The organism is uncultured Escherichia sp., assembly GCF_948475835.1.
Lineage (GTDB): Bacteria > Pseudomonadota > Gammaproteobacteria > Enterobacterales > Enterobacteriaceae > ECMA0423.
In genome coordinates this window covers 26,321-53,272 of the sequence record NZ_CAOLGM010000004.1, presented here as the reverse complement: position 1 = coordinate 53,272, position 26,952 = coordinate 26,321, and the positions used below count along the sequence as shown (strand labels likewise).

Here is a 26,952-nt window from a genome sequence, read left to right as displayed (position 1 = left end):
CATTGCAGGGAAAGTTTTATGAAAACGTTAGGTGAATTTATTGTCGAAAAGCAGCACGAGTTTTCTCATGCTACCGGTGAGCTCACTGCTTTGCTGTCGGCAATAAAACTGGGCGCCAAGATTATCCATCGCGATATCAACAAAGCAGGACTGGTTGATATCCTGGGTGCCAGCGGTGCTGAGAACGTGCAGGGCGAGGTTCAGCAGAAACTCGACTTGTTCGCTAATGAAAAACTGAAAGCCGCACTGAAAGCACGCGATATCGTTGCGGGCATTGCCTCTGAAGAAGAAGATGAGATTGTCGTCTTTGAAGGCTGTGAACACGCAAAATACGTGGTGCTGATGGACCCCCTGGATGGCTCGTCCAACATCGATGTTAACGTCTCTGTCGGTACCATTTTCTCCATCTACCGCCGCGTTACGCCTGTTGGCACGCCGGTAACGGAAGAAGATTTCCTCCAGCCTGGTAACAAACAGGTTGCGGCAGGTTACGTGGTATACGGCTCCTCTACCATGCTGGTTTACACCACCGGATGCGGTGTTCACGCCTTTACTTACGATCCTTCGCTGGGCGTTTTCTGCCTGTGCCAGGAACGGATGCGCTTCCCGGAGAAAGGCAAAACCTACTCCATCAACGAAGGAAACTACATTAAGTTTCCGAACGGGGTGAAGAAGTACATTAAATTCTGCCAGGAAGAAGATAAATCCACCAACCGCCCGTATACCTCACGTTATATCGGTTCACTGGTCGCGGATTTCCACCGTAACCTGCTGAAAGGCGGTATTTATCTCTACCCAAGCACCGCCAGCCACCCGGACGGCAAACTGCGTTTGCTGTATGAGTGCAACCCGATGGCATTCCTGGCGGAACAAGCGGGCGGTAAAGCGAGCGATGGCAAAGAGCGTATTCTGGATATCATCCCGGAAACTCTGCACCAGCGCCGTTCGTTCTTTGTCGGCAACGACCATATGGTTGAAGATGTCGAACGCTTTATCCGTGAATTCCCGGACGCGTAATCTCCTGCGCCTCTCCACACGGAGAGGCGTTTTTATCGCTGCGCAATATTGACTCTTGTCACTGGCGAACTCTGACGATTCTCCCACAGCACCGTTAATCCACGCTGTAAGGCAATAAAAATGAACAGCAAAATGCCGATGGCGATTTTCGTCCACCAGGAACTCAGCGTACCGTCAAAGTTGATATAAGTCTGAATTAGCCCCTGAATCGCCACGCCAAAAAGCGTCCCTAATACCGTTCCAACGCCACCGCTCAAAAGCGTACCGCCAATTACCACTGAGGCGATAGCATCCAGTTCCACACCTACGCCCGCCAGCGCATATCCGGCCTAGGTATAAATCGAGAAGACAATCCCCGCCAGCGTTGCCAGTCCGGTGGAGAGCATATAAATGCGAATAGTGGTGCTGCGGGTAGAAATCCCCATCAGGTTTGCCGACGTTGCGTTGCCGCCAATGGCGTATACCTGATTACCAAAACGGGTACGATGCGCGAGGAATATGCCGATAACCACCACCGCCAGCATCAGCAGTCCCATCGCACTTAAGCGACCGCCGCCAGGGATTTTCCACGCAAGGCTTGAGAGCGTGTCATAAATGGGATGGTTTATCGGGATCGACTCTTCTGAAACGAGATAGCTGACGCCGCGCAAAAAGAACATTCCTGCCAGGGTAATGATAAATGCCGGGATCTTCAGGGCGTCGATCAAAAGCCCCATAAATGCGCCAAAGGCACAGCCCATCACCAGCACTAGCGGAAACGCCAGCAGCGGCGAGAGGCCGAAATCGCCAATCACTTTTGCCAGAAACACGCCAGTAAAGGCGATCACCGAACCGACGGAGAGATCGATACCGCCAGAGAGGATCACAAAGGTCATGCCAACGGCGATTATCCCAAGAAAGGCGTTATCGGTCAGGATATTGCAGATCACTCTTGTGGAAGCAAAACCGGGAAACTGGGTCAGGCAGTAGAGATAGCCCAGCACAAAGACGCCGATGGTGATCATCAGCGGCAAGTTACGTTTTATCATGGCTACGTACTCCTTTAATCAGACTGATAAAGCGTTGCGACTGAACAATCAGCACACAAAGCACCACCACCGCTTTTACGACCTGGTTCATCTCCGGCGGAAAGCCAGAAAGTAAAATTCCGGTGTTCATCCCCTGAATAATCAGCGCCCCCACGACTGAGAGCAGCAGGTTAAAGCGCCCGCCCATCAGCGATCCGCCGCCAATCACCACCGCAAGAATGGCGTCCAGCTCCAGCCATAACCCGGCGTTATTGGCATCGGCACCGCGAATATCCGCCGCCACGATAATGCCCGCAATCGCCGCACACAGCCCGCTCAACACGTAGGTGAGCATGACGATGATCCGCGTGTTTACCCCGGCATTTTTTGCCGCCCGAATGTTGATACCAACGGCTTCGATAAACATCCCCAGCGCCGTTTTGCGGGTCAACAGCCAGAACAGGAGAAGCGTCAGCACCGCGATAATGACCGGCGTTGGCAGGAACAACAGCGATCCGCTGCCAAACCATGAGAGATCCGGCGAGTTAAACGTGACGATCTGCCCGGCGGTGATCAGTTGCGCCACGCCGCGCCCGGCGACCATCAGGATCAGGGTGGCGACAAACGGCTGAATTTTGAGGATCGCTACCAGTATGCCGTTCCACAATCCCGCCAGGATGCCGGTGCCCAGGGCGCTTAACAAAACAATCGGCAGGCTGAATCCCGCGACCGTCATCGCAGCCGTTGTGGCTCCGGCGATAGCCATCACCGCCCCTACGGAGAGATCAATCCCACCGGTGGCGATCACCAGCGTCATACCAATCGCCAGTAACGCAACGGGAGCTGCACGGTTAAGAATGTCGATAGGGCTACCGAACAAACGCCCATCCTGAAGCACCACCTGCCAGAAATGCGGGGCTACCAGGCTATCGACCAGCAGCACCAGCAATAGCGCCGCCAGCTGCGGCATTCCCGTTGGCCAGCGAAAGCGCCTTTTCGGCGGCGTAGTGTCCGGGAGAGATTGAGGCATCACACTGTTCTCCTTACGCCGCAATGGCGTTCATGATCGCCGGAACGGAAAGCTCTGCCAGCGGGATCTCCGCCACCTGTTTGCGATCGCGCATGATAATCACCCGATCGGCATAGCCCACCAGCTCTTCCAGTTCGGAGGAGATCACCAACAGCGCCAGACCGTCAGCACACAGCGTTTCAATCAGGCGGATGATCTCGGCGTGGGCACCAACATCAATGCCGCGGGTTGGCTCGTCGAGGATCAGAAATTGCGGTCGGGTCAGTAGCCAACGTGAAAGCAACACTTTTTGCTGATTGCCGCCAGAGAGAAATTCAATCGGTTGTTCAGTTGAAGGTGTGCGAATGCCAAGCTGGCGGATAAAGCGTTCGGCAATCTCTTGCTGCTCTTTGCGGGAAATGGGTCGTAGCCAGCCGCGCTGGGCCTGGAGAGCGAGGATGATATTTTCCCGTACCGAGGCGGCGGCGATGATGCCATCGGTTTTCCTGTCTTCCGGGCAGAAGCCGATGCCCAGTACCGAAGCCTGATGTGGCGATCGCAGGTTTTGCTGTTTGCCTTTGATCAACGCCGTGCCGCTGTCAGCAGGTTTGATACCGAAGATCACTTCGGCGGTTTCGGTACGTCCGGATCCCAGCAAGCCTGCCAGGCCGACGATCTCGCCGGGGCGTACTTCGAGATCAAACGGTGCGATCGTTCCTTTTTTGCCGTAATTTTTGAACGCGGCAACGGGTTTGTCGCTCAACAATGTTCGCCCGGCACGCTGTAGCTCGTGGGTATCCAGCTCGCGCCCCAGCATCATTTTTACCAGTTCGATCTGCGGTAGCTCGCGCGTTTCCCGACAGCCTACGAAACTGCCGTTGCGTAAGACGGTGATCCGATCGCTGACCTGATAGACCTGATCGAGAAAGTGAGTGACAAAGATCAGGCTGACGCCGCGATCGCGCAACTGACGCATCAGGCCAAACAGTAACTCTACTTCCTGGGTGTCGAGGCTGGCGGTGGGTTCATCGAGGATCAGCACTTTGGCGGAGAGATCGATAGCCCGGCAAATGGCGACGATTTGCTGCATCGCCACCGAAAAACGGTTAAGCGGTTCACGCACGTCGAGGGAGAAACCGTAAGATGTCATCAGTTCGGTGGCACGCTTTTCCATCTCTTTGCGGCGTAGAAAGCCGAAACGTTTGGGTTCGCGACCTATGAATAGATTATCAGCGACCGACATATTGGGTAGCAGGTTGACTTCCTGATAAACGGTTCCGATGCCGAGTTGTTGTGCATGGGCGGTATTTTTCGGTGAGATAGCCTGGCCTTCCAGCCAGATGGTGCCGCGATCGGCGTGGTATACACCGGTTAATGCTTTGATTAGCGTCGATTTTCCCGCCCCGTTTTCACCAAGCAGCGCCATGATTTCGCCACGGCGCAGGCTGAAATCAACGTTGTCTAACGCTTTGACGCCGGGGAAAAATTTACTTAATCCTTCGGTGCGGAGGATCTCCTGGTGTTGGTCGGTCGTCATGGTTTCCCCCGGTGTAAAGCGTGCTCCCAGTAGGCATGATAAGACGCGGTAAGCGTCGCATCAGGCTTCAGTGCACCATCGCCGGATGCGGCGCGAGCGCCTTATCCGGCCTACGAATCGGCATCAGGCATAGCAACCCTCAATACCCCATATTTTTCTTCTTCTCTAACTCTTCTTTTGCGGTATCAGGCAGATAAAGGGTGGATTTGGTCAGGGTCAGCTTTTCAGGCATGGTGCCGTCTTTTTTGTATTTCTCCAGCGCGTCAAAAGCGGGGCCTGCCATGTTCGGCGTCAGTTCAACGCTGGCGTTCGCTTCGCCATCAATCATCGCTTTATAGATATCCGGTACGCCGTCAATGGAACCCGTGAGGATATCTTTGCCCGGTTTCAGGCCCGCTTCTTTAATTGCCTGAATTGCACCAATCACCATGTCATCGTTATGGGCGTAAACCATGCAGATGTTTTTGCCGTTGTTTTCCGCTTTGATAAAGCTCTCCATAACTTCTTTGCCTTTACTGCGGGTGAAGTCACCTGACTGCGAGCGGATGATTTTGATATTTGGCGCATTCTTAATGGCTTCGGCAAAGCCTTTCTTACGGTCAATGGCGACGCTGGCCCCAACAGTGCCCTGCAGCTCCACCACGTTGCATGGTTTGCCATTCACTTCTTTTACCAGCCAGTCACCGATCAACTTACCTTCGAGGATGTTGTCGGCAGTAACGGTGGTCATATAGAGAGATTTGTCTTTCACATCGATGGAACGGTCGAGCAAGAAGACCGGGATTTCGGCATCTTTCGCCTCTTTTAATACCGGTTCCCAACCTGTCGCGACCACCGGAGCGATAAAGATCGCATCCACCCCTTGTGCAACGAAGGAACGTACCGCTTTAATCTGGTTTTCCTGCTTTTGCTGACCATCAGCAATTTTCAACGTAATTCCGCGTTTTTCGGCCTCACTTTTCGCTACATTGGTTTCTGCAGCGCGCCAGCCGGATTCCGATCCGACCTGCGAAAATCCTACGGTTAATGGAGCGGCCAACGCCATAGACGACATGGCTGCCGAGACTGCAGAGACTACAAGTAAGCGTTTCCACATAGGGTTGTCCTCGTCGGGGTAATTATTATTGGTGAAAAGATGTTCGCGAAAAAACTATAGACAATTCGTTATGTAACGGATTGCGTTACATCACACTTCAAAAAAGTAAATAAAACGTTAATCACAAGTTTGTAATCGCTTTCATCTCACTATGAAAAATGCGGCTACGGTTATGGATTTTCCTGCTCTGTATACCGTCTTAAAACTGGCGAAAAAGGAAAATGAAGACGAAAACAAGCAAAGACATTCGGCGCGAGTTGGCTATAATACTCGGCACTTGTTTGCCACATATTTTTAAAGGAAACAGACATGAGCTTACTCAACGTCCCTGCGGGTAAAGATCTGCCGGAAGACATCTACGTTGTTATTGAGATCCCGGCTAACGCAGATCCGATCAAATACGAAATCGACAAAGAGAGCGGCGCACTGTTCGTTGACCGCTTCATGTCCACCGCGATGTTCTATCCGTGCAACTACGGTTACATCAACCACACCCTGTCTCTGGACGGTGACCCGGTTGACGTACTGGTCCCGACTCCGTACCCGCTGCAGCCGGGTTCTGTGATCCGTTGCCGTCCGGTTGGCGTTCTGAAAATGACCGACGAAGCCGGTGAAGATGCGAAACTGGTTGCGGTTCCGCACAGCAAGCTGAGCAAAGAATACGATCACATTAAAGACGTTAACGATCTGCCAGAGCTGCTGAAAGCGCAGATCGCTCACTTCTTCGAGCACTACAAAGACCTCGAAAAAGGCAAGTGGGTGAAAGTTGAAGGTTGGGAAAACGCAGAAGCCGCTAAAGCTGAAATCGTTGCTTCCTTCGAGCGCGCAAAGAATAAATAAGTTCTTCTAGCGCAATAACCCTGAACGCCGAGCTTCGGTTAGTAAGGGTTTTTTTATGCCAGCGATAAATAAACACACCTTATTCCACCACCGCCTGCAAGCGTAATAACGCCTCTTCCACCACCTCATCCGCAGCCAGACCAATACGCTTTGCCAGCCGGGCGCGTAGATCCATCATCCGCACCTGATTCACCAGCACCACGCCGTGCACATCGCCTTCTTCGCAATGTAAAGGAACGCTAAATCCGGCATAACGGGCAAAATTTCCGCCCTGCCTAATGGGGGCCACCAGCGTCATTCCCAGTTGATTAAAGGCTTGAACGGAGAGCACAAGCGCAGGTCGACCAGCACCTTGCTGTTCATGGCCGCTTGCTGGATCAAAGCCAACCAGCACAATGTCTCCCCGTTCAAATTCACTTTTCTTTACCATATTTCGTCACCCGCAGGGGTGGATTTACCCCAGACATCCTGCTCGCTAAGTTCCGCGGCGTTCATGTCACACTGTGCCAGCAGTTCATCAAGCGAGTAGCGCCTGGAGATGGGTGTCAGAATCAGTTGGTTGTTGCTCACCTGCGCTTCCACGCTCTGCCCCGGCTGTAAGTTAAGTTCTTTCATTACGATATTGGGAATGACCATACCTGCACTGTTCCCCCATCTTTTTATGGTAATACGCATCTGCACCTCCTTAAGTTATACAAAGTATAACTCACGGTGCTACAGGAAACGTTTTACCCCTGCGCATTTGTGAACGCCAGCAGAGTTTTTTATGCGTTAACAGATATGGAAAGCGGCTCGGAGAGAAAAGCAAAGGGTGAGGGAATTACAAAACAGAATGCGAGTCGTCTCGCAAAAAACAACGCCACCCGAAGGTGGCGTATGCATATGGTTACTTATCCCTGTCTAACCAGTCGCCGCTTTCAATTAGCTTTAATCCATCGACGGGTCGTTGATAAACGTACATCCATGCACTCCCGTACGGCGTCTGAATCAACTGGCGCGCGTATTCACCGCCCCTGGTGCGCAAGGCATCAAGTTCGGCCAGCGTGGCGTTGTCAATACGATAAACTTCACCGTGTACTGTTCCGTTCCCCGGAACTGCGCCTGGATAGTGGCCCAGGCTATACAACTGGTAGTTATCGATACTGAAATCGCCCAGTAACTGGGCATTGGTCATCCAGTGACTGTTGCCTTGTTTGTGGCGTAAACTGCCGTAGACAAATATTCGCATTGCTAAAACTCGAACTGATAGAGCAAATCCAGTGCCTGGTCTACACCAGACACGGCTTCCAGATATAGCTTAGGCATCAGGCGATAACGTAACGTGAGTGTTGCTATAGAGTCAAATATACCCACGCCATATTTCACTTGCAGACCTGGCAATACATAGCCGCTGACCACTACCTGGGAGGAGTCGCCTACTCCCTGGGTGTCGAGCGCTAAATTGCTTACGCCAAACGTCTCGCCGATTTTACCCACAATCTGGCCACTTTGCGCAACCCCCAGACCAATCAGCATCGAGGTCATTGCCGCACTGTCGCTCTGATCGCTCTCCAGCCCTTGTCCACGTAGCAAATAAGACAATGCAGCTTGTTGCGACATCGCCGGGTCAGAGAAGATCTCCGCTTTCGGTTCGTCCGCCAGACCAGTGACGCGAACTCCGGCGATTACGTCGTCTTCTGTAGCATCCGGGTTACGAATAGCTTCAATATTAAGATACGGTTGATCCGGCGGACCAGAGAACAGTAACTCACCCTTACGCACAATCAGATCCTGACCATAGGCATGGAAGCGCCCTTCAGGGATGTTGATCTGCCCGTTCAGGCCCAGCCCTTGTTTGTCCTGAACGACGTTAAGATCGCCCGTCAGCCGCGCTTTCAGGCCAAAGGCGTCAATGCGCACATTATTGCCAACGTGGACAATCAGGTTACTGTTAATCGGAATCGACGCCGTTTTCGGCTCTTCCGGTTGCAGGTTATCGTTAAGCATCACCACATCGCTGGAGACGCCTACTGCGCTTTCCGGCAGATCGTGCACCACGATGCGCGCCCAAGGGACATCCACGCGACCATCGAGGGTAAACAGGTTTGGTGTAGCCTCGAATACAACATCTGGCGATACATCCATTCGTACCATCGGCGGCACGGTGATCCGCACTTTACTGCCTTTCGCCGTTACCCGCGCCCGCCAGTTTTCAATTTGGCTCCAGTCGGCATCACCGTTCAGGTAGATTTCACCCTGCTGGGTCCGTACTGTACCGGCAAGCGTCGAGCGCATACCGTTAAAGTTGACCGCAAGCTGGCTCGGTTGCATATCAAACGGCATAAAGTTGCCGTCGATATCCACACCCGTAACCTGAAGCTGACCAAACAACTGCGGGCTTTGCACATCACCACCCAGACGCAAGTTGGCACTCACCATCCCCGCTGCTTTTTCCCCACGGGTAAAGATGGGGTTTATCATCGCAAGGTTGAAGTTACGGATATTGACGTTGCCACCAAGATTACGGCGGCCTTGCGGATCGGTCACCTGCACCTGTCCATCAAACTGGCCGTTATTGGTCAGGCGGATGGTCCAGCCCAATTCGGCACGGTTGTTACGCAATTCCGCCGTCAGATTCAGCGTCTGAAACGCCACGGGCAGCGCCGCATCGTTGACGGTTTGCGTTACCTGCACGTTACGCCCCGAAAGGGTGATACTGCCCTGCGGCAGCCCCTCTTTCGTGGTGTCCCAGGCAACATCCGCTTTACCCGTGAAGATACCGCTGGCCTGAGTGGTTTCTGGCATAAACGGTTTCAGCATGGCGAGGTCGAAGCGGTTGAGATTCACCACCGCACGCCCTTCGGCCCCCGCATCGATAGTTTGCGGCACGCACAGCTCCGCATTCGGGTTAAGCCAACAGTGTGGCCCGATGCTGATTTTTTGCTCCTTATTGCGGTAATCCAGCGCAATATCGCGGGTCAGCGACCACGGGCCGACCGGCGTCTGGAAGCGGGTATTGCTAAGAGTTCCCTTCCAGCGTTCTTCTTTGCGATCAAAACTTCCTGCCAGATTAAGCTGCCCGGAGACAGGCTCGCCCTGAATCCGCAACTGTAGCTCGTGCTGCTTTTCGCTGCCTTTGGCATTCAGGGTGACGAGGTTGATATTTACATCCGGCTGCGAAATTTGCTCAACGCGTACGTCGAGTTTCCCGGCGATCTGATCGGTGGATTTAATGTCGCCTTCCACGCGAACCTGCGCCACGGAAAGTTCCTGCCAGCGCAGGCCGCGCGCGGTGATATCTGCCAGTAGTTGTGGCGCTTCCACCGTGCCGCGTACTTTCACCAGCCCTTTCGCTGTACCGCCAAGCCCCGGCAGCGCGTTATCCAGCCCCGGCGCGTTGATGGTGGCATCAAGATTGAGATCTTTTACCCCCAGCTCGCCTTTCACTTCGGCACTGTTTGGCCCCAGTTCCAGATGAAGCCCTGGGATCATCCACTGCATATAACTGTTGCCTTTCAGCGTGCCGTCAACGTTCACTTTGTTCTGTTTGACGTTACCGGTCAGCTTCAGTTCTGGCACCTCCATCTGCCAGGTGCCGCCGTACAGGCTACCGCGGGTTTTAATCAAGCCATTGAGTTTCGACGGCCACTCCGGGAACTCTTTGGCGGTGTTAATGCCATTAAGCGTTAGCTCACCGCGCCAACTAATGGCCTGTTGCCAGTCGAGCAACGCCTTGAGTTCAGTTTTGCCTTCCAGCGCCGCAACGGTGAGTTTGTCGAGATTGACCTGCTGTTCATTACCTTTCGCGTCGAGGGTAATAGTCGCGGGCGGGATCTCCTGTCCCTTCACTGCCGTACGCATAGAGAGCGTGTAATCGGTCATTTTGCCGGTAAGTTTCAGTTTCAGATCATCCGCCTGATACTGCTTCTCACCAGTGAACGGCCAGTAAAGCTGTTTGCTGTTCACTTCCACGTTGAGCGGCAATCCAGCTTCCGCCAGTCGCGTCTGGGCGCGTAAATCCATATCCACCGGACCGGAAAGGTTAACGCCAATCTCCAGCTGTTCGCGCAGCGCGCCGCCCACTTTCAGCTTCACTTTTTCACCTTTCAACGGCTCCACGTTTAGTGTGCTGTTGAGGGTGATATCCACCGGCCAGTTGTCTGACAGCTGTGCCGTGCCGCTGGCGTTGACGATCCCTTGATTGGAATCGATATCCAGGGCGTCCAGTTTAGTATTACCGTCGATGCTGCTTACTTTCAGCAGCATGGTGTTCACGGTGATGTCCGTGTCGCCCGTCACGCGCAGCTGCTCGCCCTTAAACTCTTCAATGTTCAGGTTAAGCGGCAAATGCACGTCGGTCATTTCCGGCAATACCGGACGAGAAAAGAGATCTTTCAACGTTTCGCCGAGCGGCTTTTCATCCGGCTGCGGATTTTCAATTTTCGGTTCGACCACTTCTTCCTGCGCCACTTCCGCCACTTTCGGCAGGGCAATCAACAGGCCTTTCAGCGACGTCGGTTTCAGGGTCAGGGTTTTCTCCTGCCAGTTCAGGCCGGAGGTGAAGTCCATCACCGATACCGTGGTGTCATCAATCTTGATGTTGACGTTATCCAGCGCCACCCGTGTCAGGGTGATGGGATACGGCGTGGAGAGATCCAGCGGACCGCTATCTTCCTCTTCTTCAACCTGTTCAGAAGGGGGCATTTTTTTACTGTCGATGTTGACCTGAATGTCTTTCAGCGCCAGGTCATTAATACAAACGCTACTGTTCCACAGGCACTCAAGACCGACCGCCAGATGCAGATTACCCGCTTTTACCGCCACGCCTGGCTGCTCATAACGAACGTCAGACAAGGTGAGATCGCGCCAGCCGCCGGTGACCTTGCCAATATCCAGTCCTGGCACCCAGCGATCCGCCGCTTTAAATACAAGATGCAGGCCGCTGGTGGTGCCCACCAGAAACGCCACCGATCCCAGCAACAGTAAGATAACGATAACCACGCCGAGGCTGATTTTTTTCCATAAACTCATAATTCTGGCCCCAGACCGATGTAAAACTGTAACCCGTGCTCGTCTTTATCCGCGACCGGTACGGCAAAATCGAGTTTGATTGGCCCGACCGGCGATTCCCAGCGTACGCCGACCCCGGTACCGGTTTTAAAGTCGCTGCGGCGAATATCGCTTACCGCTTCGCCACTATCGACAAACACCGCGCCCCACCATTTTCCGGTCACGTTGTACTGGTATTCCAGCGATCCGGTTATCAGCTTCGAGGCCCCTTTCAGGTCACCGTTGGCGTATTTCGGGGCGATAGATTTGTATTTGTAGCCGCGAATACTGCGATCGCCCCCGGCGAAGAAACGCAGATCCGGCGGTACTTTGTCGAAATCACCCGTTTCAATCCAGCCCAGCGTGCCGCGTGTCACAAAACGATGGCGATCGTACAGTGTGCGGATCCAGACGTTCTGCGCCTGGAAAACGGAGAAATCGACATCTGAGCCCCAGGCCGTGTTGGAGTAGTCGATAGAGTAGCGTTGCGAGTCGCCCCAGGTTGGCATCAGGCCACCACGAGAACGCGTGCGGCTAATCATCACCCCAGGATAAAACAGCATCGTGGTGTTGGTAATTTCACCCTGGGTAAAGTGGTCGAGGCTCCAGCGCAGGTTAATGGCACGCTGCCAGCCGCTGGAGAGATCCCAGTAGCGAGAAGCCACCAGCGTAGTGGAGTCAGATTCGGTATCGTTCAGGTCAGTGCGCTTAAAACCGCCCTGCACCAAATAATATTGTTCCAGTGGATTCTTCAGCAGCGGCATTTTATAGCTGAAGTCGAGGGTCTGTTCCGGCGCGGAAATACTGGTACTGGTGGTCAGACTGTGACCATAAGAGTTCATCCACGGCTTTTTCCACGTCGCTTTCACGCGCGGTCCCACGTCCGTAGAGTAACCGACCCCGGTTTCGATGGTGTTTTCAGTTCGCGGCGAAACCACGCCCGTCAAGGGTAATACTTTCGTTTCGCGCGCTTTATCAAATTGTGGAGCCACCACCACCGAGTTAAACCAGCCGGTAGCAGAAAGTCGGCGGTTCAGTTCCGCCAGATCTTTCGATTCGTACTCATCGCCCTCTTTAAACGGCACCAGATTTTGCAGGTATTCATCGCGGATTTGTGATCCTTCAAAGGTCACATGCCCAAAGCGGTAACGTTCGCCACTGTTATAATCAATATCCCAGAAGGCTTTATGCAGGCCGAGCGCAATGCCCAGCTGCGCTTTGGTAAATTCGCTATCGAAATAACCTTTACGCAACGCAATGCCGGTTAAGGACTTTTTGAAATTTTCATAATCGCCCTGGTTCAGCACCGTGCCAATAGCCGGGCGAGTATCGAGCAATTTCAAATAGTCTTTATCGGTCCGCGCGCCGCCGCGCAATACCACATCGGTGCCGCCAATTAACACCGGCACACCTGGCGTGACTTTGGCGATCAATACCTGCCGCCCTTTCTTTGGCGGTGGACGGAGATCAAATTCAATGGTCGGCTGGTAATAACCCAGCGCTTTCAGACCTTCACGGATGGCATCATCGACGCGTGCGCGAAAGCGACGGTCTGGCGTCACTTCATCACTTTCAATCGTAGAAAGCTGCGCACGAACGTTCTTTTCCAGCTGTCCCGATAACCCCTCGACCTGTAGACGGACGTTCGCGGCGACGGCAGATCCGCTTAAGCAGAGTAAGCTTACACAGCATAACTGTCGGATATAGCGCACATTTTCTCCTGAATATCCTTTTTTCCTGCCCCTGGAACGCCGTTAAACGGCTTAACAAAAATCCAGTAATATGGATTAAAAAGCAGACTAAACCCCAAATATTTCTTATGTTTTACTTTAGACCTATTCACGGTGGTTATTGTGTGCAAATACGCCTCTTGTTACAACCTTAACCCCAATGACCGATTTTCGGGAGAGCGACACCATGAGTTTATTTGATAAAAAGCATCTGGTTTCCCCCGCCGATGCCCTGCCTGGACGTAACACCCCGATGCCCGTAGCCACGCTGCATGCGGTCAACGGTCACTCAATGACCAATGTACCTGACGGAATGGAGATTGCCATTTTTGCGATGGGTTGTTTCTGGGGTGTGGAGCGTCTGTTCTGGCAGTTACCCGGCGTTTACAGCACCGCCGCAGGCTATACCGGAGGCTATACGCCAAATCCGACTTATCGGGAAGTGTGCTCCGGTGATACGGGTCATGCCGAAGCGGTACGCATTGTTTACGATCCTTCCGTCATCAGCTATGAGCAGTTGCTACAGGTATTTTGGGAGAATCACGATCCCGCCCAGGGAATGCGTCAGGGCAATGACCACGGCACGCAGTATCGTTCAGCGATTTATCCGCTGACCCCAGAACAGGATGCCGCAGCTCGCGCCAGTCTGGAACGTTTTCAGGCGGCGATGCTTGCCGCCGATGATGATCGTCACATCACCACGGAAATCGCTAACGCCACACCGTTTTATTATGCCGAAGATGACCACCAGCAATATCTGCATAAAAACCCGTATGGTTACTGTGGAATTGGCGGAATTGGCGTCTGTCTGCCACCGGAAGCATAGCGTTACGGGTACAAATGTAGATTGTTGATAAAGTGCGCTTTATTTATGCCAGATGCGGCGTAAACGCCTTACCAGGCCTACAAAATCGTCCAAATTCAATATATTGCAAGGACTGCGTAGGCCTGATCGGCATAGCGCATCAGGCAGTATTGCATTTATCAGCAGTCTGAATTTTAACCCTCTGGCGACTTTACAGTACCTTACGCTATACTAGCCACTGAAAATGCCGGTTCACTTTCTTCGAATCGGCTTTCAATGTGTATTTCACACAAATTAATCAACTTCCCCTTCCGAGGATCTGGCCTGAAAGGTCGGATAAGATATGTTAAACAGTATTTTAGTCATACTCTGCTTGATCGCTGTAAGTGCGTTCTTCTCGATGTCCGAGATCTCACTTGCCGCCTCACGCAAAATCAAACTTAAACTGCTGGCTGATGAAGGCAATATAAATGCCCAACGCGTTCTGAATATGCAGGAAAATCCCGGCATGTTCTTTACCGTGGTCCAAATCGGTCTGAACGCAGTGGCGATTCTCGGCGGTATCGTCGGTGATGCGGCATTTTCTCCAGCTTTTCACAGCCTGTTCTCCCGCTATATGTCGGCAGAGCTCTCTGAGCAACTGAGCTTTATTCTCTCTTTCTCGTTAGTGACTGGCATGTTTATCCTGTTTGCGGATTTAACCCCGAAACGCATCGGTATGATTGCGCCAGAAGCTGTCGCTTTGCGTATCATCAACCCGATGCGCTTCTGCCTGTACGTTTGCACCCCGCTGGTGTGGTTCTTCAACGGCCTGGCGAACATGATCTTCCGTATTTTCAAACTGCCAATGGTACGTAAAGATGACATCACTTCTGATGACATCTACGCGGTAGTGGAAGCCGGTGCGCTGGCGGGCGTGTTACGTAAACAGGAACACGAGCTGATTGAAAACGTCTTTGAGCTGGAATCCCGTACCGTTCCGTCTTCAATGACACCGCGTGAAAACGTGATTTGGTTTGATCTCCACGAAGATGAGCAAAGTCTGAAGAATAAGGTGGCGGAACATCCGCACTCTAAGTTCCTCGTCTGTAATGAAGATATTGACCACATCATCGGTTATGTCGATTCTAAAGACCTGCTGAACCGCGTGCTGGCTAACCAAAGCCTGGCACTGAACAGCGGCGTACAAATTCGCAACACGCTGATTGTGCCGGATACGTTAACCCTTTCAGAGGCGTTGGAAAGTTTTAAAACCGCAGGTGAAGACTTCGCGGTGATCATGAACGAGTACGCGCTGGTGGTGGGGATCATCACCCTCAATGACGTGATGACCACGCTGATGGGCGATCTAGTCGGTCAGGGGCTGGAAGAGCAGATTGTCGCCCGTGATGAGAACTCATGGCTGATTGACGGCGGCACCCCAATTGACGACGTCATGCGCGTGCTGGATATTGACGAGTTCCCGCAGTCGGGCAACTACGAAACCATCGGCGGCTTTATGATGTTTATGCTGCGTAAGATCCCGAAACGCACCGATTCGGTGAAATTCGCCGGCTACAAATTTGAAGTGGTGGATATCGATAACTACCGCATCGACCAGCTGCTGGTGACCCGGATCGACAGCAAGGCCACCGCCCTTTCGCCAAAACTGCCTGACGCTAAAGATAAAGAAGAAAGCGTCGCGTAACCCCCAGAAACATCAACGGCTCCTGAATCAGGAGCCGTCTTATTACTGCATAGCACTTTGGTTAAGCCATCTCTGTTTGCAGACGCATAACCTGACGGTTAACTTCGGACATCACTGACAAATGCAGCTTATCCTTCACTTTTGGGATAAGAATCTTACCCTTATCAAATTCAAAAGCGCCAACGTCCTTGATGTATAACCGTCCACGGAACAGGATCTTTACGTACTTCGCCACCTGAAGTGGGTTGTACCGTTGGAAAATTTTCATTGTTATCTCCTGCTGAGTATTACGCCTGTGCGGTGCCACAATCGGCCCAACTATTATGAGGCGCAAATTTTAATGCTTAGTGACTATAGACTATCCGGGCAATGTTTCCACCGCGTATAACTTTTTTTACCTAAAGGTTACAATTATTCAGAATTATCTTTTTACCGAAGCGCGGTCTTCAGTATAAGCATTCATTTTTCATATGATTTGTGCGCTTGACCGCAAACTGGCATCACACTTGCGGGAAATTCGATAAATAGCACATATGATTAAAACTCAGACCCAAGTGGTCGGATCACCTGCATATCATAAGAAGGAAACACCATGACCCTACGCAAGATTCTGGCACTCACCTGCCTGCTGTTGCCGATGATGGCTTCCGCACATCAGTTCGAAACCGGTCAGCGAGTGCCGCCGATTGGCATTACCGATCGGGGCGAGTTGGTGCTTGATAAAGATCAGTTTAGCTACAAAACCTGGAACAGCGCGCAGTTAGTGGGAAAAGTGAGAGTACTGCAACATATTGCTGGTCGCACCTCAGCAAAAGAGAAAAACGCGACGCTGATTGAAGCGATTAAATCAGCGAAGTTACCGCACGATCGTTACCAGACCACCACCATTGTTAACACCGACGACGCGATTCCGGGTTCCGGCATGTTTGTGCGCAGCAGTCTGGAGAGTAATAAAAAGCTTTATCCCTGGTCGCAGTTTATTGTCGATAGCAATGGCGTCGCGCGCGGTGCCTGGCAGCTGGATGAAGAAAGTTCCGCTGTAGTGGTGCTGGATAAGGATGGTCGCGTGCAATGGGCCAAAGACGGGGCGCTCACACAGGAAGAGGTGCAGCAAGTGATGGACCTGCTGCATAAATTAATTAATAAATAGACACTCTGAACCCCGGATTCAGGAACGACTCGCGCGGAGTGTAATCCAGCGGTTTACCCTGCCAGTCGTGAACGTGCGCTCCGGCAGCCGCAGCCACAGCATGACCAGCGGCGGTATCCCAAATATTCGTTGGCCCGAAACGCGGGTACAGCTGCGCCTGTCCTTCCGCCACCAGGCAGAATTTCAGCGAAGAGCCGATGGACGTGGTCTGATGTTCGCCAAGCTGTTGCAGATACTCTTTCAGCTCCGCATCTGCATGGGAACGGCTGATAACCACCAGCGGCGGGCGCGCATCGCGGACCTGAATCTGCTTGCGCACACCGCACTCTTCTTTCCAGGCCTTGCCTTCTGCCGCGCTGTACATTACGTTCATTACCGGCGCATACACCACACCTAAAATCGGTTTGCCATGGTCAATGAGCGCAATGTTAACGGTGAATTCGCCATTACGTTTAATAAACTCTTTAGTACCATCCAGCGGGTCTACCAGCCAGTAACGCTGCCAGTGCTGACGGACTTCCCAACCGGGAGGATCTTCTTCAGAAAGGACCGGAATATCCGGTGTCAGCGTACGTAAACCGTCCATGATAACGGTGTGTGCGGCAATATCCGCTGCCGTTACCGGAGAATTGTCCGCTTTGCTGACGACGTCCATCGGTTTCGTCCCGTCGTAGACCTGCATAATGGCATCGCCTGCATTCCGTGCAAGCTGGCATACTTGATCTAACATTTCTCCACCTCGTCTCTGTGAGCGGTGTTAACTTATTGTTTTACTTATACCCTATCGTTAATGAATGCGCCAACTGTGATAGTGTCATCATTTTCAAAGCGTAAAATTGTGGCATTCTTCACTGTTCTATAAGTAAGACGTTTATTCTCCCTTTTCTTTCGTATTCCCGATGATAAAAGGATGTCCCTGATGATTAAGTTTAGCGCAACGCTCCTGGCCACGCTGATTGCCGCCAGTGTGAATGCAGCGACGGTCGATCTGCGTATCATGGAAACCACTGATCTGCATAGCAACATGATGGATTTCGATTATTACAAAGACACCGCCACGGAAAAATTCGGACTGGTACGTACGGCAAGCCTGATTAACGATGCCCGCAATGAAGTGAAAAACAGCGTACTGGTCGATAACGGCGATTTGATTCAGGGGAGTCCGCTGGCCGATTACATGTCGGCGAAAGGATTAAAAGCAGGTGATGTTCATCCGGTTTATAAGGCGCTGAATACGCTGGATTATACGGTCGGTACACTCGGCAATCATGAATTTAACTACGGTCTGGATTACCTGAAAAATGCGCTGGCGGGAGCGAAATTCCCTTATGTAAATGCCAACGTCATTGACGCCAGAACCAAACAGCCAATGTTTACACCGTATTTAATTAAAGACACCGAAGTGGTCGATAAAGACGGAAAAAAACAGACGCTGAAGATTGGCTATATTGGCGTCGTACCGCCGCAAATCATGGGCTGGGATAAAGCTAATTTATCCGGGAAAGTGACGGTGAATGATATTACCGAAACCGTGCGCAAATACGTGCCTGAAATGCGCGAGAAAGGTGCCGATGTCGTTGTCGTTCTGGCACATTCCGGGCTGTCTGCCGATCCGTATAAAGTGATGGCGGAAAACTCAGTTTATTACCTCAGTGAAATTCCGGGCGTTAACGCCATTATGTTTGGTCATGCTCACGCCGTTTTCCCGGGTAAAGATTTTGCTGATATCGAAGGGGCTGATATCACCAAAGGCACGCTGAATGGTGTTCCGGCGGTAATGCCGGGCATGTGGGGCGATCATCTTGGGGTGGTCGACTTACAACTCAGTAATGACAGCGGTAAATGGCAGGTGACGCAGGCGAAAGCGGAAGCTCGGCCGATTTACGACATCGCTAATAAAAAATCCCTCGCGGCGGAAGACAGCAAGCTGGTAGAAACACTCAAAGCCGATCACGATGCCACACGCCAGTTCGTCAGCAAGCCAATCGGTAAATCTGCCGACAATATGTATAGCTATCTGGCGCTGGTGCAGGACGATCCGACCGTGCAAGTAGTGAACAACGCGCAAAAAGCGTATGTCGAACATTACATTCAGGGCGATCCGGATCTGGCAAAACTGCCGGTGCTTTCAGCTGCCGCACCGTTTAAAGTTGGTGGTCGGAAAAATGACCCGGCAAGCTATGTGGAGGTGGAAAAAGGCCAGTTGACCTTCCGTAATGCCGCCGATCTTTATCTCTACCCCAATACGCTGATTGTGGTGAAAGCCAGCGGTAAAGAGGTGAAAGAGTGGCTGGAGTGCTCCGCCGGACAGTTTAACCAGATTGATCCTAACAGCACGAAACCGCAATCACTCATCAACTGGGATGGTTTCCGCACCTATAACTTTGATGTGATTGATGGTGTGAATTATCAGATTGATGTTACCCAGCCTGCCCGTTATGACGGCGAGTGCCAGATGATTAATGCCAATGCGGAAAGGATTAAGAACCTGACCTTTAATGGCAAGCCGATTGATCCGAACGCCATGTTCCTCGTTGCCACCAATAACTATCGCGCTTACGGCGGCAAATTTGCCGGTACGGGCGACAGCCATATCGCTTTTGCTTCACCGGATGAGAACCGCTCGGTGCTGGCAGCTTGGATTGCTGATGAGTCGAAACGTGCGGGGGAAATTCACCCGGCGGCAGATAACAACTGGCGTTTAGCACCGATAGCTGGCGATAAGAAACTGGATATCCGTTTCGAAACTTCTCCGTCAGATAAAGCCGCAGCGTTTATTAAAGAGAAAGGGCAATATCCGATGAATAAAGTCGCGACCGATGATATCGGGTTTGCGATTTATCAGGTGGATTTGAGTAAGTAAAACACTTCTTTTTCGGCCTATAAATCATCAACCGCATCCGGCATTTATTGGCGGATGCGATGCTGGCGCATCTTATCCGCCCTACAAGCCATGCACCGTAGACCAGATAAGCTCAGCGCATCCGGCAGTTATGCCGCACGTTCATCCCGCACCGCCAACACCTCGGGCAAATTCAACTCAATCCAGTCCGCCAGTGCAGCAACCTTTTCGCTCACCTGCTCGCCCAGCGGCGTGAGGCTGTATTCCACATGCGGCGGCACCACCGGATACGCGATACGGTTAAGAAAACCATCCTGTTCTAACGCCTGTAACGACTGCGCAAGCATCTTTTCACTCACCCCACCGATTTTGCGCCGCAGGTCGCTAAAGCGATGAGTACCTTCGCGTAGCGCCACCAGAATCAATACCCCCCAACGGCTGGTGACGTGTTTCAACACCTCGCGCGACGGGCACTGTTCCGCAAAGAGATTACCCTCTTTCAGTTGTTGCGACAGGCTAACCTGACTCATTTCATACTTACCTTTTTGTACGTACTTACTAAAAGTAAGTTTAGGTGTTAGCGTATTTAAACACAAGACAAAACGATGGAGACTTCCCATGATCGCTATTACTGGTGCCACTGGCCAACTTGGTCACTATGTTATTGAATCCTTGATGAAAACGGTTCCTGCCAGCCAAATAGTGGCTATCGTTCGTAATCCGGCAAAAGCCCAGGCCCTGGCAGCACAAGGCATTACCGTGCGTCAGGCTGACTACGGCGATGAAGCCGCACTGACATCTGCACTTCAGGGAGTGGAAAAACTACTGCTGATCTCTTCCAGCGAAGTGGGTCAACGTGCCCCGCAGCATCGTAATGTTATTAATGCCGCAAAGGCGGCTGGCGTGAAATTTATCGCTTATACCAGCCTGCTACATGCAGATACCTCCCCGCCCGGCCTCGCCGATGAGCACATCGAGACGGAGAAAATGCTGGCTGATTCTGGCATCGTTTACACCCTGCTGCGCAACGGCTGGTACACCGAAAACTACCTCGCCAGCGCCCCGGCAGCACTGGAACACGGCGTATTTATCGGTGCGGCGGGCGATGGCAAAATCGCCTCAGCAACGCGGGCAGATTATGCGGCAGCTGCGGCACGCGTGATTAGCGAAGCCGGTCACGAAGGCAAGGTTTACGAACTGGCGGGCGATAGTGCCTGGACGTTGACACAGTTAGCGGCAGAGCTGACCAAACAGAGCGGAAAATCCGTTACCTATCAAAATCTGAGCGAAGCCGATTTCGCCGCGGCACTGAAAAGCGTCGGACTGCCCGACGGACTGGCGGATATGCTGGCGGATTCTGACGTTGGCGCATCGAAAGGTGGTCTGTTTGATAACAGCAAAACGCTTAGCAAATTGATTGGCCGCCCAACGACAACGTTAGCCGAAAGCGTAAGCCATCTTTTTAATGTTAATAACTAGTTAATTAAAGTGGCATCCTCCCGCATCCTCTCTGATAATGACGGGATGCCGGGAGCAATCATGTCTGCTTCCTGAACTTTCTTCCGACAGACCAATGGATGCCAGTAATGATTAGCGGCGTGCTGTACGCCCTGTTAGCAGGGTTGATGTGGGGGCTTATTTTTGTCGGGCCGTTGATCGTACCGGAATACCCGGCGATGTTGCAGTCGATGGGGCGTTATCTGGCGTTAGGGTTAATTGCGCTGCCCATTGCCTGGCTGGGACGCGTGCGTCTGCGTCAGTTGGCGCGTCGGGACTGGCTTACCGCCTTGATGCTCACTATGATGGGCAACCTCATTTATTACTTCTGCCTTGCCAGTGCCATTCAACGTACTGGCGCGCCTGTTTCCACGATGATTATCGGCACCCTGCCGGTGGTCATTCCTGTCTTTGCCAATCTGCTTTATAGCCAGCGCGACGGCAAACTCGCGTGGGGAAAACTCGCCCCGGCACTGATTTGTATTGGCATCGGCCTGGCGAGTGTGAATATTGCTGAGTTAAACCACGGACTCCCCGATTTTGACTGGGCACGTTATACCTCTGGCATCGTGCTAGCGTTAGTTTCCGTGGTCTGCTGGGCATGGTATGCCCTGCGCAACGCCCGCTGGCTGCGGGAAAATCCCGACAAACATCCGATGATGTGGGCGACGGCGCAGGCGCTGGTCACGCTGCCGGTTTCTCTCATCGGCTATCTCGTCGCCTGTTACTGGCTGAATATACAAACGCCGGACTTCTCCTTACCTTTTGGCCCCCGTCCGCTGGTGTTTATTAGTCTGATGGTTGCGATAGCCGTGCTTTGCTCATGGGTTGGCGCACTCTGCTGGAACGTCGCCAGCCAGCGATTACCGACAGTGATTCTCGGGCCGCTGATTGTTTTCGAAACGCTGGCAGGTTTGCTGTACACCTTTTTACTCCGCCAGCAAATGCCGCCGCTAATGACGCTGAGCGGTATCGCGCTGTTAGTGATTGGCGTGGTCATTGCGGTCAGAGCAAAACCAGAAAAACCTTTAACTGAATCTGTCTCAGAAAGTTGACACGCTGGCAGTGAGTTAAATAAGCCTCTGCTACGTAAGGGTTATAGCTTTTGCCTTAAAGATGCATTTAAAATACATCTTATCTTATTAAGAATGAGGTATCAGCTATGGCTTATCGCGACCAACCTTTAGGTGAACTGGCGCTCTCTATTCCTCGCGCTTCAGCTCTGTTTCGTAAATATGATATGGATTACTGCTGTGGCGGTAAGCAGACGCTGTCGCGCGCGGCGGCACGTAAAGAACTGGATGTTGAGGTCATTGAAGCTGAACTGGCAAAGCTTGCTGAACAACCGATTGAGAAAGACTGGCGTAGCGCCCCGCTGGCAGAAATCATTGACCATATCATCGTGCGCTACCACGATCGTCACCGCGAGCAGCTGCCGGAGCTGATCCTGCAAGCGACTAAAGTCGAGCGCGTTCACGCCGACAAACCGAGCGTGCCAAAAGGGCTGACAAAATACCTGACTATGCTGCATGAAGAGCTTTCCAGCCACATGATGAAAGAAGAGCAGATCCTCTTCCCGATGATCAAACAAGGCATGGGCAGCCAGGCAATGGGGCCAATCAGCGTAATGGAAAGCGAGCACGATGAAGCGGGCGAACTGCTGGAAGTGATCAAACACACTACCAATAACGTCACACCGCCGCCAGAAGCCTGCACCACCTGGAAAGCGATGTATAACGGCATTAATGAACTGATTGATGACCTGATGGATCACATCAGTCTGGAAAACAATGTACTGTTCCCACGCGCCCTAGCGGGTGAGTGATCTAAAAGCTGGATGGCATTGCGCCATCCAGCATGATAATGCGGTTATTTCCGCAGTTCAGCAGCCCGCTTCTTACCAATAAACAGCCAGCCCAACCCCAGCGCGATAAACCACAGCGGGGTAACCAGCAGCGCCTGGCGAGTGTCATCTTCCAGTGTCAGCAGCACGATCACGAACACAAAGAACGCCATACATACCCAGCACATCAGCTTGCCGAGCGGCATCTTGTAGATCGACTTCTCATGCAGATGAGGACGCTGTTTGCGATACACCAGGTACGAGCAAAGGATAATCGTCCAGACGAACATAAACAGAATCGCGGAAACCGTCGTGATCATCGTGAACGCGCCAATCACGCTGGGATTCACATACAGCATCACCACGCCGCCGAGCAGGCAGATGCAGGAGAAGGTCAGCCCTTTCGCGGGTACTGCGCGCTTAGAAAGTTTAGCGAACGCTTTCGGTGCCACACCTTCCTGCGCCAGACCAAACAGCATACGGCTGGTAGAGAAGACGCCGCTGTTAGCGGAAGACGCCGCAGAGGTCAGCACCACAAAGTTGATCACGCTTGCGGCAGCAGGCAGCCCTACCAACACGAACAGTTCAACAAACGGGCTTTTCTCCGGGACTACCGAACTCCACGGCGTCACGGACATAATCACAATCAGCGCGAAGACGTAGAACATAATGATACGGATCGGAATGGAGTTAATCGCGCGTGGCAGTGATTTCTCCGGATCTTTGGTTTCCGCAGCTGTTGTACCTACCAGCTCAATCCCCACGAAAGCGAAAACCGCTATCTGGAATCCGGCAAAGAAGCCACTTAAACCTTTCGGGAACCAGCCGCCGTCATTCCACAAATGCGCGAATGACGCTTCCACACCAGTCGGTGACTGAAAGTGCATCGCCACCATGACCAGGCCGACGACAATCAGCGACACGATGGCGACGATTTTGATCATCGCAAACCAGAACTCCATCTCACCGAACATTTTCACGGTGGCAAGGTTGAGCGTCAGCAGCAGCACTATCACCGCCAGCGAGGCGACCCAGTCGGAGAGATCGGGGAACCAGAACTGAGCATAAGCCGTGATCGCCACCACGTCTGCCATACCGGTTACAACCCAGCAGAACCAGTAGGTCCAGCCGGTGAAATATCCTGCCCACGGCCCGAGTAAATCGGAAGCGAAGTCACTAAAAGATTTGTATTCCAGATTCGAAAGCAGCAATTCCCCCATTGCCCGCATCACGAAAAAGAGCATAAAACCAATGATCATATAAACGAAAATGATCGACGGCCCGGCAAGGCTAATCGTTTTGCCGGACCCCATAAACAACCCCGTACCAATGGCACCGCCAATGGCAATAAGCTGAATATGTCGGTTTGTGAGATTGCGCCGTAGCGACTGTTCAGCCGGAGCCTGATCATCGGCAACGACTTTTACCTGATCTACCATGTTTTTTTCTTCCTGTACCTGTCTGTGTTGTTCAGGCTCTACGGCCTTTAGTCAGTCTATGATACGACGAATCTGTATCGGGACTCATCGATATTAGGTAACAATACGCGGGATGAATACTAAGATTTAGATCTAATGTTAATTTTATGTTTAAAGTGAGTGTCATATCACGGTGATAACGCGAAACAGCTCACAAAAATACACGCTTACGGGGTCTTTGCAACACAAAATAGCGCCGTTTGGCAAACTGAAGGGTTTATTGCTGAATGCCTGCTCCCCTCTGGTTCGAGGGGAACAGAATGCGCTGCTTAGAGAATTTCCAGCAGTTCGACTTCAAACACCAGGGTACTGAACGGAGGGATGGATGCGCCTGCGCCGCGCTCGCCATATGCCAGTTCCTGCGGGATAGTCAGTTCCCATTTAGAACCTACCGGCATCAGAGTCAGTGCTTCAATCCAGCCAGGGATCACGCCATTAACCGGAAATTCAGCGGGTTCACCACGAGCAACGGAGCTGTCAAACACGGTGCCGTCGATCAGTTTACCGGTGTAATGAACACGAACGCGGTCGGTACGTGCCGGAATTGCGCCTTCACCCTGGTTGATCACGCGGAATTGCAGGCCAGATTCGGTGCTATTCACACCTTCTTTTTTGGCGTTTTCTTCCAGGTATTTCACACCTTCAGCAGCCATCGCCTGGAAACGCTGACGACGAACGGCATCGGCGCGCTCGTGGATTTCACGCAGCGCGCGATGCACCACATCAACCGGAACAGCCGGATGTTTGCCTTCCAGCGCATCGGCAATACCTGCAACCAGTGCTTCTGGCAGCAGCCCTTCCAGGCCAGATTCACTCAGTTGTTGCCCTACCTGCAAACCAATGCCGTAGCTTGCTTGCGCTTCGATGGTGTCAAAAGTTGGGGTGGGCATCGTATTTCCTTTCTTAGGGTATAAAGTAGCGGGCAGGATATCAGCCACGCTTCTTCTGGTAAAACTTTGTCGCGGGATGAGTGACAAATCCCAGGGAAACAGAAACAATAGGGATAATCCGCATGAATACAAAAACAGCGGTAATACCACGGACATCATAGCGTTAGCTTATTACTGCGCTATGATTGAGGAACACGACGCGGAGCTGGAGGAAAACCATGCCTGGGCGCTTTGAACTAAAACCAACTCTGGTGAAAATCTGGCACGCACCAGATAACTTTCGCCTCATGGACCCGTTGCCGCCGATGCATCGCCGGGGAATCATTATTGCGGCAATAGTGCTGATTATCGGTATTCTTCTGCCTGGAGATGAAACACGCCAGATGCCTGTTGTCACCCGCGAAGCGCAGTTAGATATGCAATCACCCCCCCTAGGTGAAGCACAGCTACAGGCACATTTAGTGACGCCGCAAAACGATCCGGATCAGGTCGCCCCGGTCGCGCCGGAACCTATTCAGGAAGGTCAACCTGAAGAGCCACCTGTTGCAGAGACACAATCTTTCCAACCGGAAAGTGGTATCGATCAACAGTGGCGGACATATCGCGTAGAACCAGGCAAGACCCTTGCCCAGCTGTTCCGCGACCATAATTTGCCGCCTACAGATGTGTACGCTATGGCCCAGGTCGAGGGCGCGGATAAACCGCTCAGTAACCTGCAAAATGGTCAGATTGTTAAAATCCGTCAAAATGCGAATGGGGTGGTTACCGGCTTAACCATTGATACGGGAAATAATCAGCAAGTACTGTTCACCCGCCAACCTGATGGTAATTTCATCCGCGCACGCTGATTACCCACGGGCAGGGTTCACCAAAAGCCAGCTCAGGATGGTCTCTTTGATCACTCTGCGTCTGGCTTCCAAAGCCTCAGGTGAAACCATGCTAATGTGATAAACCATCCCCAGTGTGTACTGGTTTATTAAATAATATGCACCCAGTGCGGCGATATTAATATTGATTTGTAAGGGATCAATATCTTTCTTAAAGGTTTTCTGTCGCTGCCCTTCTTCTAATAACGAAGCCATTGACTGCAAATGTGCATGGTTAATTTCAGCGAGGCGTTTTGATTTTTTATAATGCACACCCTTACTTTGGTTTTCACTATGGACAATTTTTAAAAACCACGGATTATTGATGTAATAATCCCAAGTAAAATCAATTATTTTCTCGATCGCAATAACCGGAGAAAGCCCTGAAATGTCAAGCTCTCTCTCTTTTTCGCGAATATCGTTCCAGGTATATTCCAGTACTTCAATAAACAAATTTTCTTTATTACCAAAGTGGTGATAAACCGTCTGTTTACTACACCCTGCTGCCTTAACAATATTATCTACTCTGGCCCCTTCATAACCATATTCGGCAAATTCATTAACCGCACATAGCAGCAATTTTTCCTTCAGGTTTTGTGCGTGACTGGTATCAAGATACATTCCACTTCC

The 26,952-nt window shown here is 52.0% G+C and carries 24 protein-coding genes and 1 pseudogene; 10 read left to right on the top strand and 15 right to left on the bottom strand.

The features are described from left to right. Positions 1–18 precede the first annotated feature (18 nt). On the top strand, positions 19–1,017 hold the full coding sequence (gene fbp / locus QZF50_RS01710) for a class 1 fructose-bisphosphatase (protein ID WP_000853753.1): 999 nt from the start codon (positions 19–21) through the stop codon (positions 1,015–1,017). A 32-nt stretch (positions 1,018–1,049) separates the two neighbouring features. On the opposite strand, the pseudogene yjfF reads toward fbp, so the two are convergent. The 4 genes and pseudogenes from yjfF to ytfQ form a co-directional block, all read right to left on the bottom strand. Next, a pseudogene (gene yjfF / locus QZF50_RS01705) lies at positions 1,050–2,045 on the bottom strand (galactofuranose ABC transporter, permease protein YjfF). Continuing rightward, positions 2,032–3,054: a galactofuranose ABC transporter, ATP-binding protein YtfT gene (gene ytfT / locus QZF50_RS01700; RefSeq protein ID WP_001296689.1), complete on the bottom strand. Its 1,023-nt coding sequence runs from the start codon at positions 3,052–3,054 to the stop codon at positions 2,032–2,034. The pseudogene yjfF and the gene ytfT overlap by 14 nt, the downstream one beginning before the upstream one ends. A gap of 13 nt (positions 3,055–3,067) precedes the next feature. Continuing rightward, positions 3,068–4,570 carry a galactofuranose ABC transporter, ATP-binding protein YtfR gene (gene ytfR / locus QZF50_RS01695; RefSeq protein ID WP_000205795.1) on the bottom strand — a complete coding sequence of 501 codons (1,503 nt, stop codon included), beginning with the start codon at positions 4,568–4,570 and terminating at the stop codon, positions 3,068–3,070. 139 nt (positions 4,571–4,709) lie between these two features. Beyond that, a complete protein-coding gene (ytfQ, locus tag QZF50_RS01690) occupies positions 4,710–5,666 on the bottom strand; it encodes a galactofuranose ABC transporter substrate-binding protein YtfQ (RefSeq protein WP_000265933.1) in 957 nt (318 codons plus the stop codon). Positions 5,667–5,975: 309 nt separating this feature from the next. On the opposite strand from ytfQ, the gene ppa reads away from it, so the two are divergent. Beyond that, positions 5,976–6,506 carry an inorganic diphosphatase gene (gene ppa / locus QZF50_RS01685; RefSeq protein ID WP_000055075.1) on the top strand — a complete coding sequence of 177 codons (531 nt, stop codon included), beginning with the start codon at positions 5,976–5,978 and terminating at the stop codon, positions 6,504–6,506. 79 nt (positions 6,507–6,585) lie between these two features. Here the strand turns inward: ppa and chpB are convergent, their stop codons facing one another. From chpB to tamA, 5 genes are all read right to left on the bottom strand, one after another. Further along, the gene (gene chpB, locus QZF50_RS01680) at positions 6,586–6,936 is read right to left on the bottom strand and encodes an endoribonuclease toxin ChpB (protein ID WP_000239576.1); all 351 of its coding nucleotides are present in this window, start codon (positions 6,934–6,936) and stop codon (positions 6,586–6,588) included. Next, complete coding sequence (chpS, locus tag QZF50_RS01675) at positions 6,930–7,181, bottom strand: type II toxin-antitoxin system antitoxin ChpS (RefSeq protein WP_001223208.1); 252 nt, start codon at positions 7,179–7,181, stop codon at positions 6,930–6,932. Before chpS ends, chpB begins: the two co-directional genes overlap by 7 nt. A 211-nt stretch (positions 7,182–7,392) precedes the next feature. Further along, positions 7,393–7,734 carry a gamma-glutamylcyclotransferase gene (locus tag QZF50_RS01670; protein WP_001219160.1) on the bottom strand — a complete coding sequence of 114 codons (342 nt, stop codon included), beginning with the start codon at positions 7,732–7,734 and terminating at the stop codon, positions 7,393–7,395. Positions 7,735–7,736: 2 nt separating this feature from the next. Then, positions 7,737–11,516: an autotransporter assembly complex protein TamB gene (gene tamB / locus QZF50_RS01665; protein ID WP_000060896.1), complete on the bottom strand. Its 3,780-nt coding sequence runs from the start codon at positions 11,514–11,516 to the stop codon at positions 7,737–7,739. Next, a complete protein-coding gene (gene tamA / locus QZF50_RS01660) occupies positions 11,513–13,246 on the bottom strand; it encodes an autotransporter assembly complex protein TamA (RefSeq protein ID WP_061892642.1) in 1,734 nt (577 codons plus the stop codon). Before tamA ends, tamB begins: the two co-directional genes overlap by 4 nt. A 205-nt stretch (positions 13,247–13,451) precedes the next feature. On the opposite strand from tamA, the gene msrA reads away from it, so the two are divergent. Together msrA and QZF50_RS01650 are read left to right on the top strand one after the other, a co-directional pair. After that, positions 13,452–14,090 (top strand): peptide-methionine (S)-S-oxide reductase MsrA, encoded by a 639-nt coding sequence (gene msrA / locus QZF50_RS01655; RefSeq protein WP_001295196.1) that lies wholly within the window; start codon positions 13,452–13,454, stop codon positions 14,088–14,090. Positions 14,091–14,412: 322 nt separating this feature from the next. Beyond that, positions 14,413–15,756, top strand: coding sequence for a hemolysin family protein (locus tag QZF50_RS01650; protein WP_000935042.1), 1,344 nt, complete (start codon positions 14,413–14,415; stop codon positions 15,754–15,756). Between the two features lie 61 nt (positions 15,757–15,817). Here QZF50_RS01650 and QZF50_RS01645 read toward each other — a convergent pair whose 3' ends face one another. Further along, positions 15,818–16,024, bottom strand: a complete 207-nt coding sequence (locus QZF50_RS01645; protein WP_000689228.1) for a DUF1107 domain-containing protein — start codon at positions 16,022–16,024, stop codon at positions 15,818–15,820. Positions 16,025–16,348: 324 nt separating this feature from the next. Here QZF50_RS01645 and QZF50_RS01640 point away from each other — a divergent pair, with 324 nt between their 5' ends. Next, positions 16,349–16,906 (top strand): YtfJ family protein, encoded by a 558-nt coding sequence (locus QZF50_RS01640; protein WP_000175286.1) that lies wholly within the window; start codon positions 16,349–16,351, stop codon positions 16,904–16,906. Here QZF50_RS01640 and cysQ read toward each other — a convergent pair. Then, the gene (gene cysQ, locus QZF50_RS01635; protein WP_000886909.1) at positions 16,896–17,636 is read right to left on the bottom strand and encodes a 3'(2'),5'-bisphosphate nucleotidase CysQ; all 741 of its coding nucleotides are present in this window, start codon (positions 17,634–17,636) and stop codon (positions 16,896–16,898) included. The two genes, QZF50_RS01640 and cysQ, sit on opposite strands and share 11 nt — an antisense overlap. Before the next feature lie 189 nt (positions 17,637–17,825). Here cysQ and cpdB point away from each other — a divergent pair, with 189 nt between their 5' ends. Next, positions 17,826–19,769 carry a 2',3'-cyclic-nucleotide 2'-phosphodiesterase gene (gene cpdB / locus QZF50_RS01630; protein ID WP_000589460.1) on the top strand — a complete coding sequence of 648 codons (1,944 nt, stop codon included), beginning with the start codon at positions 17,826–17,828 and terminating at the stop codon, positions 19,767–19,769. Between the two features lie 128 nt (positions 19,770–19,897). On the opposite strand, the gene QZF50_RS01625 is transcribed toward cpdB, so the two are convergent. After that, a complete protein-coding gene (locus QZF50_RS01625) occupies positions 19,898–20,278 on the bottom strand; it encodes a helix-turn-helix domain-containing protein (protein WP_000084622.1) in 381 nt (126 codons plus the stop codon). Between the two features lie 88 nt (positions 20,279–20,366). On the opposite strand from QZF50_RS01625, the gene qorB reads away from it, so the two are divergent. The 3 genes from qorB (at position 20,367) to ytfE (ending at position 23,070) form a co-directional block, all read left to right on the top strand. Then, positions 20,367–21,227 (top strand): NAD(P)H:quinone oxidoreductase, encoded by an 861-nt coding sequence (qorB, locus tag QZF50_RS01620; protein ID WP_061892641.1) that lies wholly within the window; start codon positions 20,367–20,369, stop codon positions 21,225–21,227. 107 nt (positions 21,228–21,334) lie between these two features. Beyond that, a complete protein-coding gene (locus QZF50_RS01615; RefSeq protein WP_001296686.1) occupies positions 21,335–22,300 on the top strand; it encodes a DMT family transporter in 966 nt (321 codons plus the stop codon). 107 nt (positions 22,301–22,407) lie between these two features. Then, positions 22,408–23,070, top strand: a complete 663-nt coding sequence (gene ytfE, locus QZF50_RS01610; protein WP_000331465.1) for an iron-sulfur cluster repair protein YtfE — start codon at positions 22,408–22,410, stop codon at positions 23,068–23,070. Positions 23,071–23,114: 44 nt separating this feature from the next. On the opposite strand, the gene cycA is transcribed toward ytfE, so the two are convergent. Together cycA and fklB are read right to left on the bottom strand one after the other, a co-directional pair. Then, on the bottom strand, positions 23,115–24,527 hold the full coding sequence (cycA, locus tag QZF50_RS01605) for a D-serine/D-alanine/glycine transporter (protein ID WP_000228343.1): 1,413 nt from the start codon (positions 24,525–24,527) through the stop codon (positions 23,115–23,117). Positions 24,528–24,835: 308 nt separating this feature from the next. Further along, positions 24,836–25,456: an FKBP-type peptidyl-prolyl cis-trans isomerase gene (fklB, locus tag QZF50_RS01600; RefSeq protein WP_290388811.1), complete on the bottom strand. Its 621-nt coding sequence runs from the start codon at positions 25,454–25,456 to the stop codon at positions 24,836–24,838. A 218-nt stretch (positions 25,457–25,674) separates the two neighbouring features. Here fklB and QZF50_RS01595 point away from each other — a divergent pair, with 218 nt between their 5' ends. After that, positions 25,675–26,304, top strand: a complete 630-nt coding sequence (locus QZF50_RS01595) for an OapA family protein (RefSeq protein WP_061892640.1) — start codon at positions 25,675–25,677, stop codon at positions 26,302–26,304. Here the strand turns inward: QZF50_RS01595 and QZF50_RS01590 are convergent, their stop codons facing one another. Next, on the bottom strand, positions 26,305–26,943 hold the full coding sequence (locus tag QZF50_RS01590; RefSeq protein ID WP_001356012.1) for a TetR/AcrR family transcriptional regulator: 639 nt from the start codon (positions 26,941–26,943) through the stop codon (positions 26,305–26,307). It abuts the gene before it with no gap. Positions 26,944–26,952 lie beyond the last annotated feature (9 nt).

What these genes read in the sequence shown, in the direction of transcription:
- ytfT (WP_001296689.1), bottom strand. Translation starts at nt 3,054, where the DNA reads ATGCCTCAATCTCTCCCGGACACTACGCCGCCGAAAAGGCGCTTTCGC.
- QZF50_RS01625 (WP_000084622.1), bottom strand. Translation starts at nt 20,278, where the DNA reads ATGAGTCAGGTTAGCCTGTCGCAACAACTGAAAGAGGGTAATCTCTTT.
- ytfQ (WP_000265933.1), bottom strand. Translation starts at nt 5,666, where the DNA reads ATGTGGAAACGCTTACTTGTAGTCTCTGCAGTCTCGGCAGCCATGTCG.
- QZF50_RS01670 (WP_001219160.1), bottom strand. Translation starts at nt 7,734, where the DNA reads ATGCGAATATTTGTCTACGGCAGTTTACGCCACAAACAAGGCAACAGT.
- QZF50_RS01615 (WP_001296686.1), top strand. Translation starts at nt 21,335, where the DNA reads ATGATTAGCGGCGTGCTGTACGCCCTGTTAGCAGGGTTGATGTGGGGG.
- ppa (WP_000055075.1), top strand. Translation starts at nt 5,976, where the DNA reads ATGAGCTTACTCAACGTCCCTGCGGGTAAAGATCTGCCGGAAGACATC.
- QZF50_RS01645 (WP_000689228.1), bottom strand. Translation starts at nt 16,024, where the DNA reads ATGAAAATTTTCCAACGGTACAACCCACTTCAGGTGGCGAAGTACGTA.
- chpS (WP_001223208.1), bottom strand. Translation starts at nt 7,181, where the DNA reads ATGCGTATTACCATAAAAAGATGGGGGAACAGTGCAGGTATGGTCATT.
- cycA (WP_000228343.1), bottom strand. Translation starts at nt 24,527, where the DNA reads ATGGTAGATCAGGTAAAAGTCGTTGCCGATGATCAGGCTCCGGCTGAA.
- QZF50_RS01640 (WP_000175286.1), top strand. Translation starts at nt 16,349, where the DNA reads ATGACCCTACGCAAGATTCTGGCACTCACCTGCCTGCTGTTGCCGATG.
- fbp (WP_000853753.1), top strand. Translation starts at nt 19, where the DNA reads ATGAAAACGTTAGGTGAATTTATTGTCGAAAAGCAGCACGAGTTTTCT.
- ytfR (WP_000205795.1), bottom strand. Translation starts at nt 4,570, where the DNA reads ATGACGACCGACCAACACCAGGAGATCCTCCGCACCGAAGGATTAAGT.
- ytfE (WP_000331465.1), top strand. Translation starts at nt 22,408, where the DNA reads ATGGCTTATCGCGACCAACCTTTAGGTGAACTGGCGCTCTCTATTCCT.
- cysQ (WP_000886909.1), bottom strand. Translation starts at nt 17,636, where the DNA reads ATGTTAGATCAAGTATGCCAGCTTGCACGGAATGCAGGCGATGCCATT.
- chpB (WP_000239576.1), bottom strand. Translation starts at nt 6,936, where the DNA reads ATGGTAAAGAAAAGTGAATTTGAACGGGGAGACATTGTGCTGGTTGGC.
- msrA (WP_001295196.1), top strand. Translation starts at nt 13,452, where the DNA reads ATGAGTTTATTTGATAAAAAGCATCTGGTTTCCCCCGCCGATGCCCTG.
- QZF50_RS01650 (WP_000935042.1), top strand. Translation starts at nt 14,413, where the DNA reads ATGTTAAACAGTATTTTAGTCATACTCTGCTTGATCGCTGTAAGTGCG.
- QZF50_RS01595 (WP_061892640.1), top strand. Translation starts at nt 25,675, where the DNA reads ATGCCTGGGCGCTTTGAACTAAAACCAACTCTGGTGAAAATCTGGCAC.
- cpdB (WP_000589460.1), top strand. Translation starts at nt 17,826, where the DNA reads ATGATTAAGTTTAGCGCAACGCTCCTGGCCACGCTGATTGCCGCCAGT.
- fklB (WP_290388811.1), bottom strand. Translation starts at nt 25,456, where the DNA reads ATGCCCACCCCAACTTTTGACACCATCGAAGCGCAAGCAAGCTACGGC.
- QZF50_RS01590 (WP_001356012.1), bottom strand. Translation starts at nt 26,943, where the DNA reads ATGTATCTTGATACCAGTCACGCACAAAACCTGAAGGAAAAATTGCTG.
- tamB (WP_000060896.1), bottom strand. Translation starts at nt 11,516, where the DNA reads ATGAGTTTATGGAAAAAAATCAGCCTCGGCGTGGTTATCGTTATCTTA.
- qorB (WP_061892641.1), top strand. Translation starts at nt 20,367, where the DNA reads ATGATCGCTATTACTGGTGCCACTGGCCAACTTGGTCACTATGTTATT.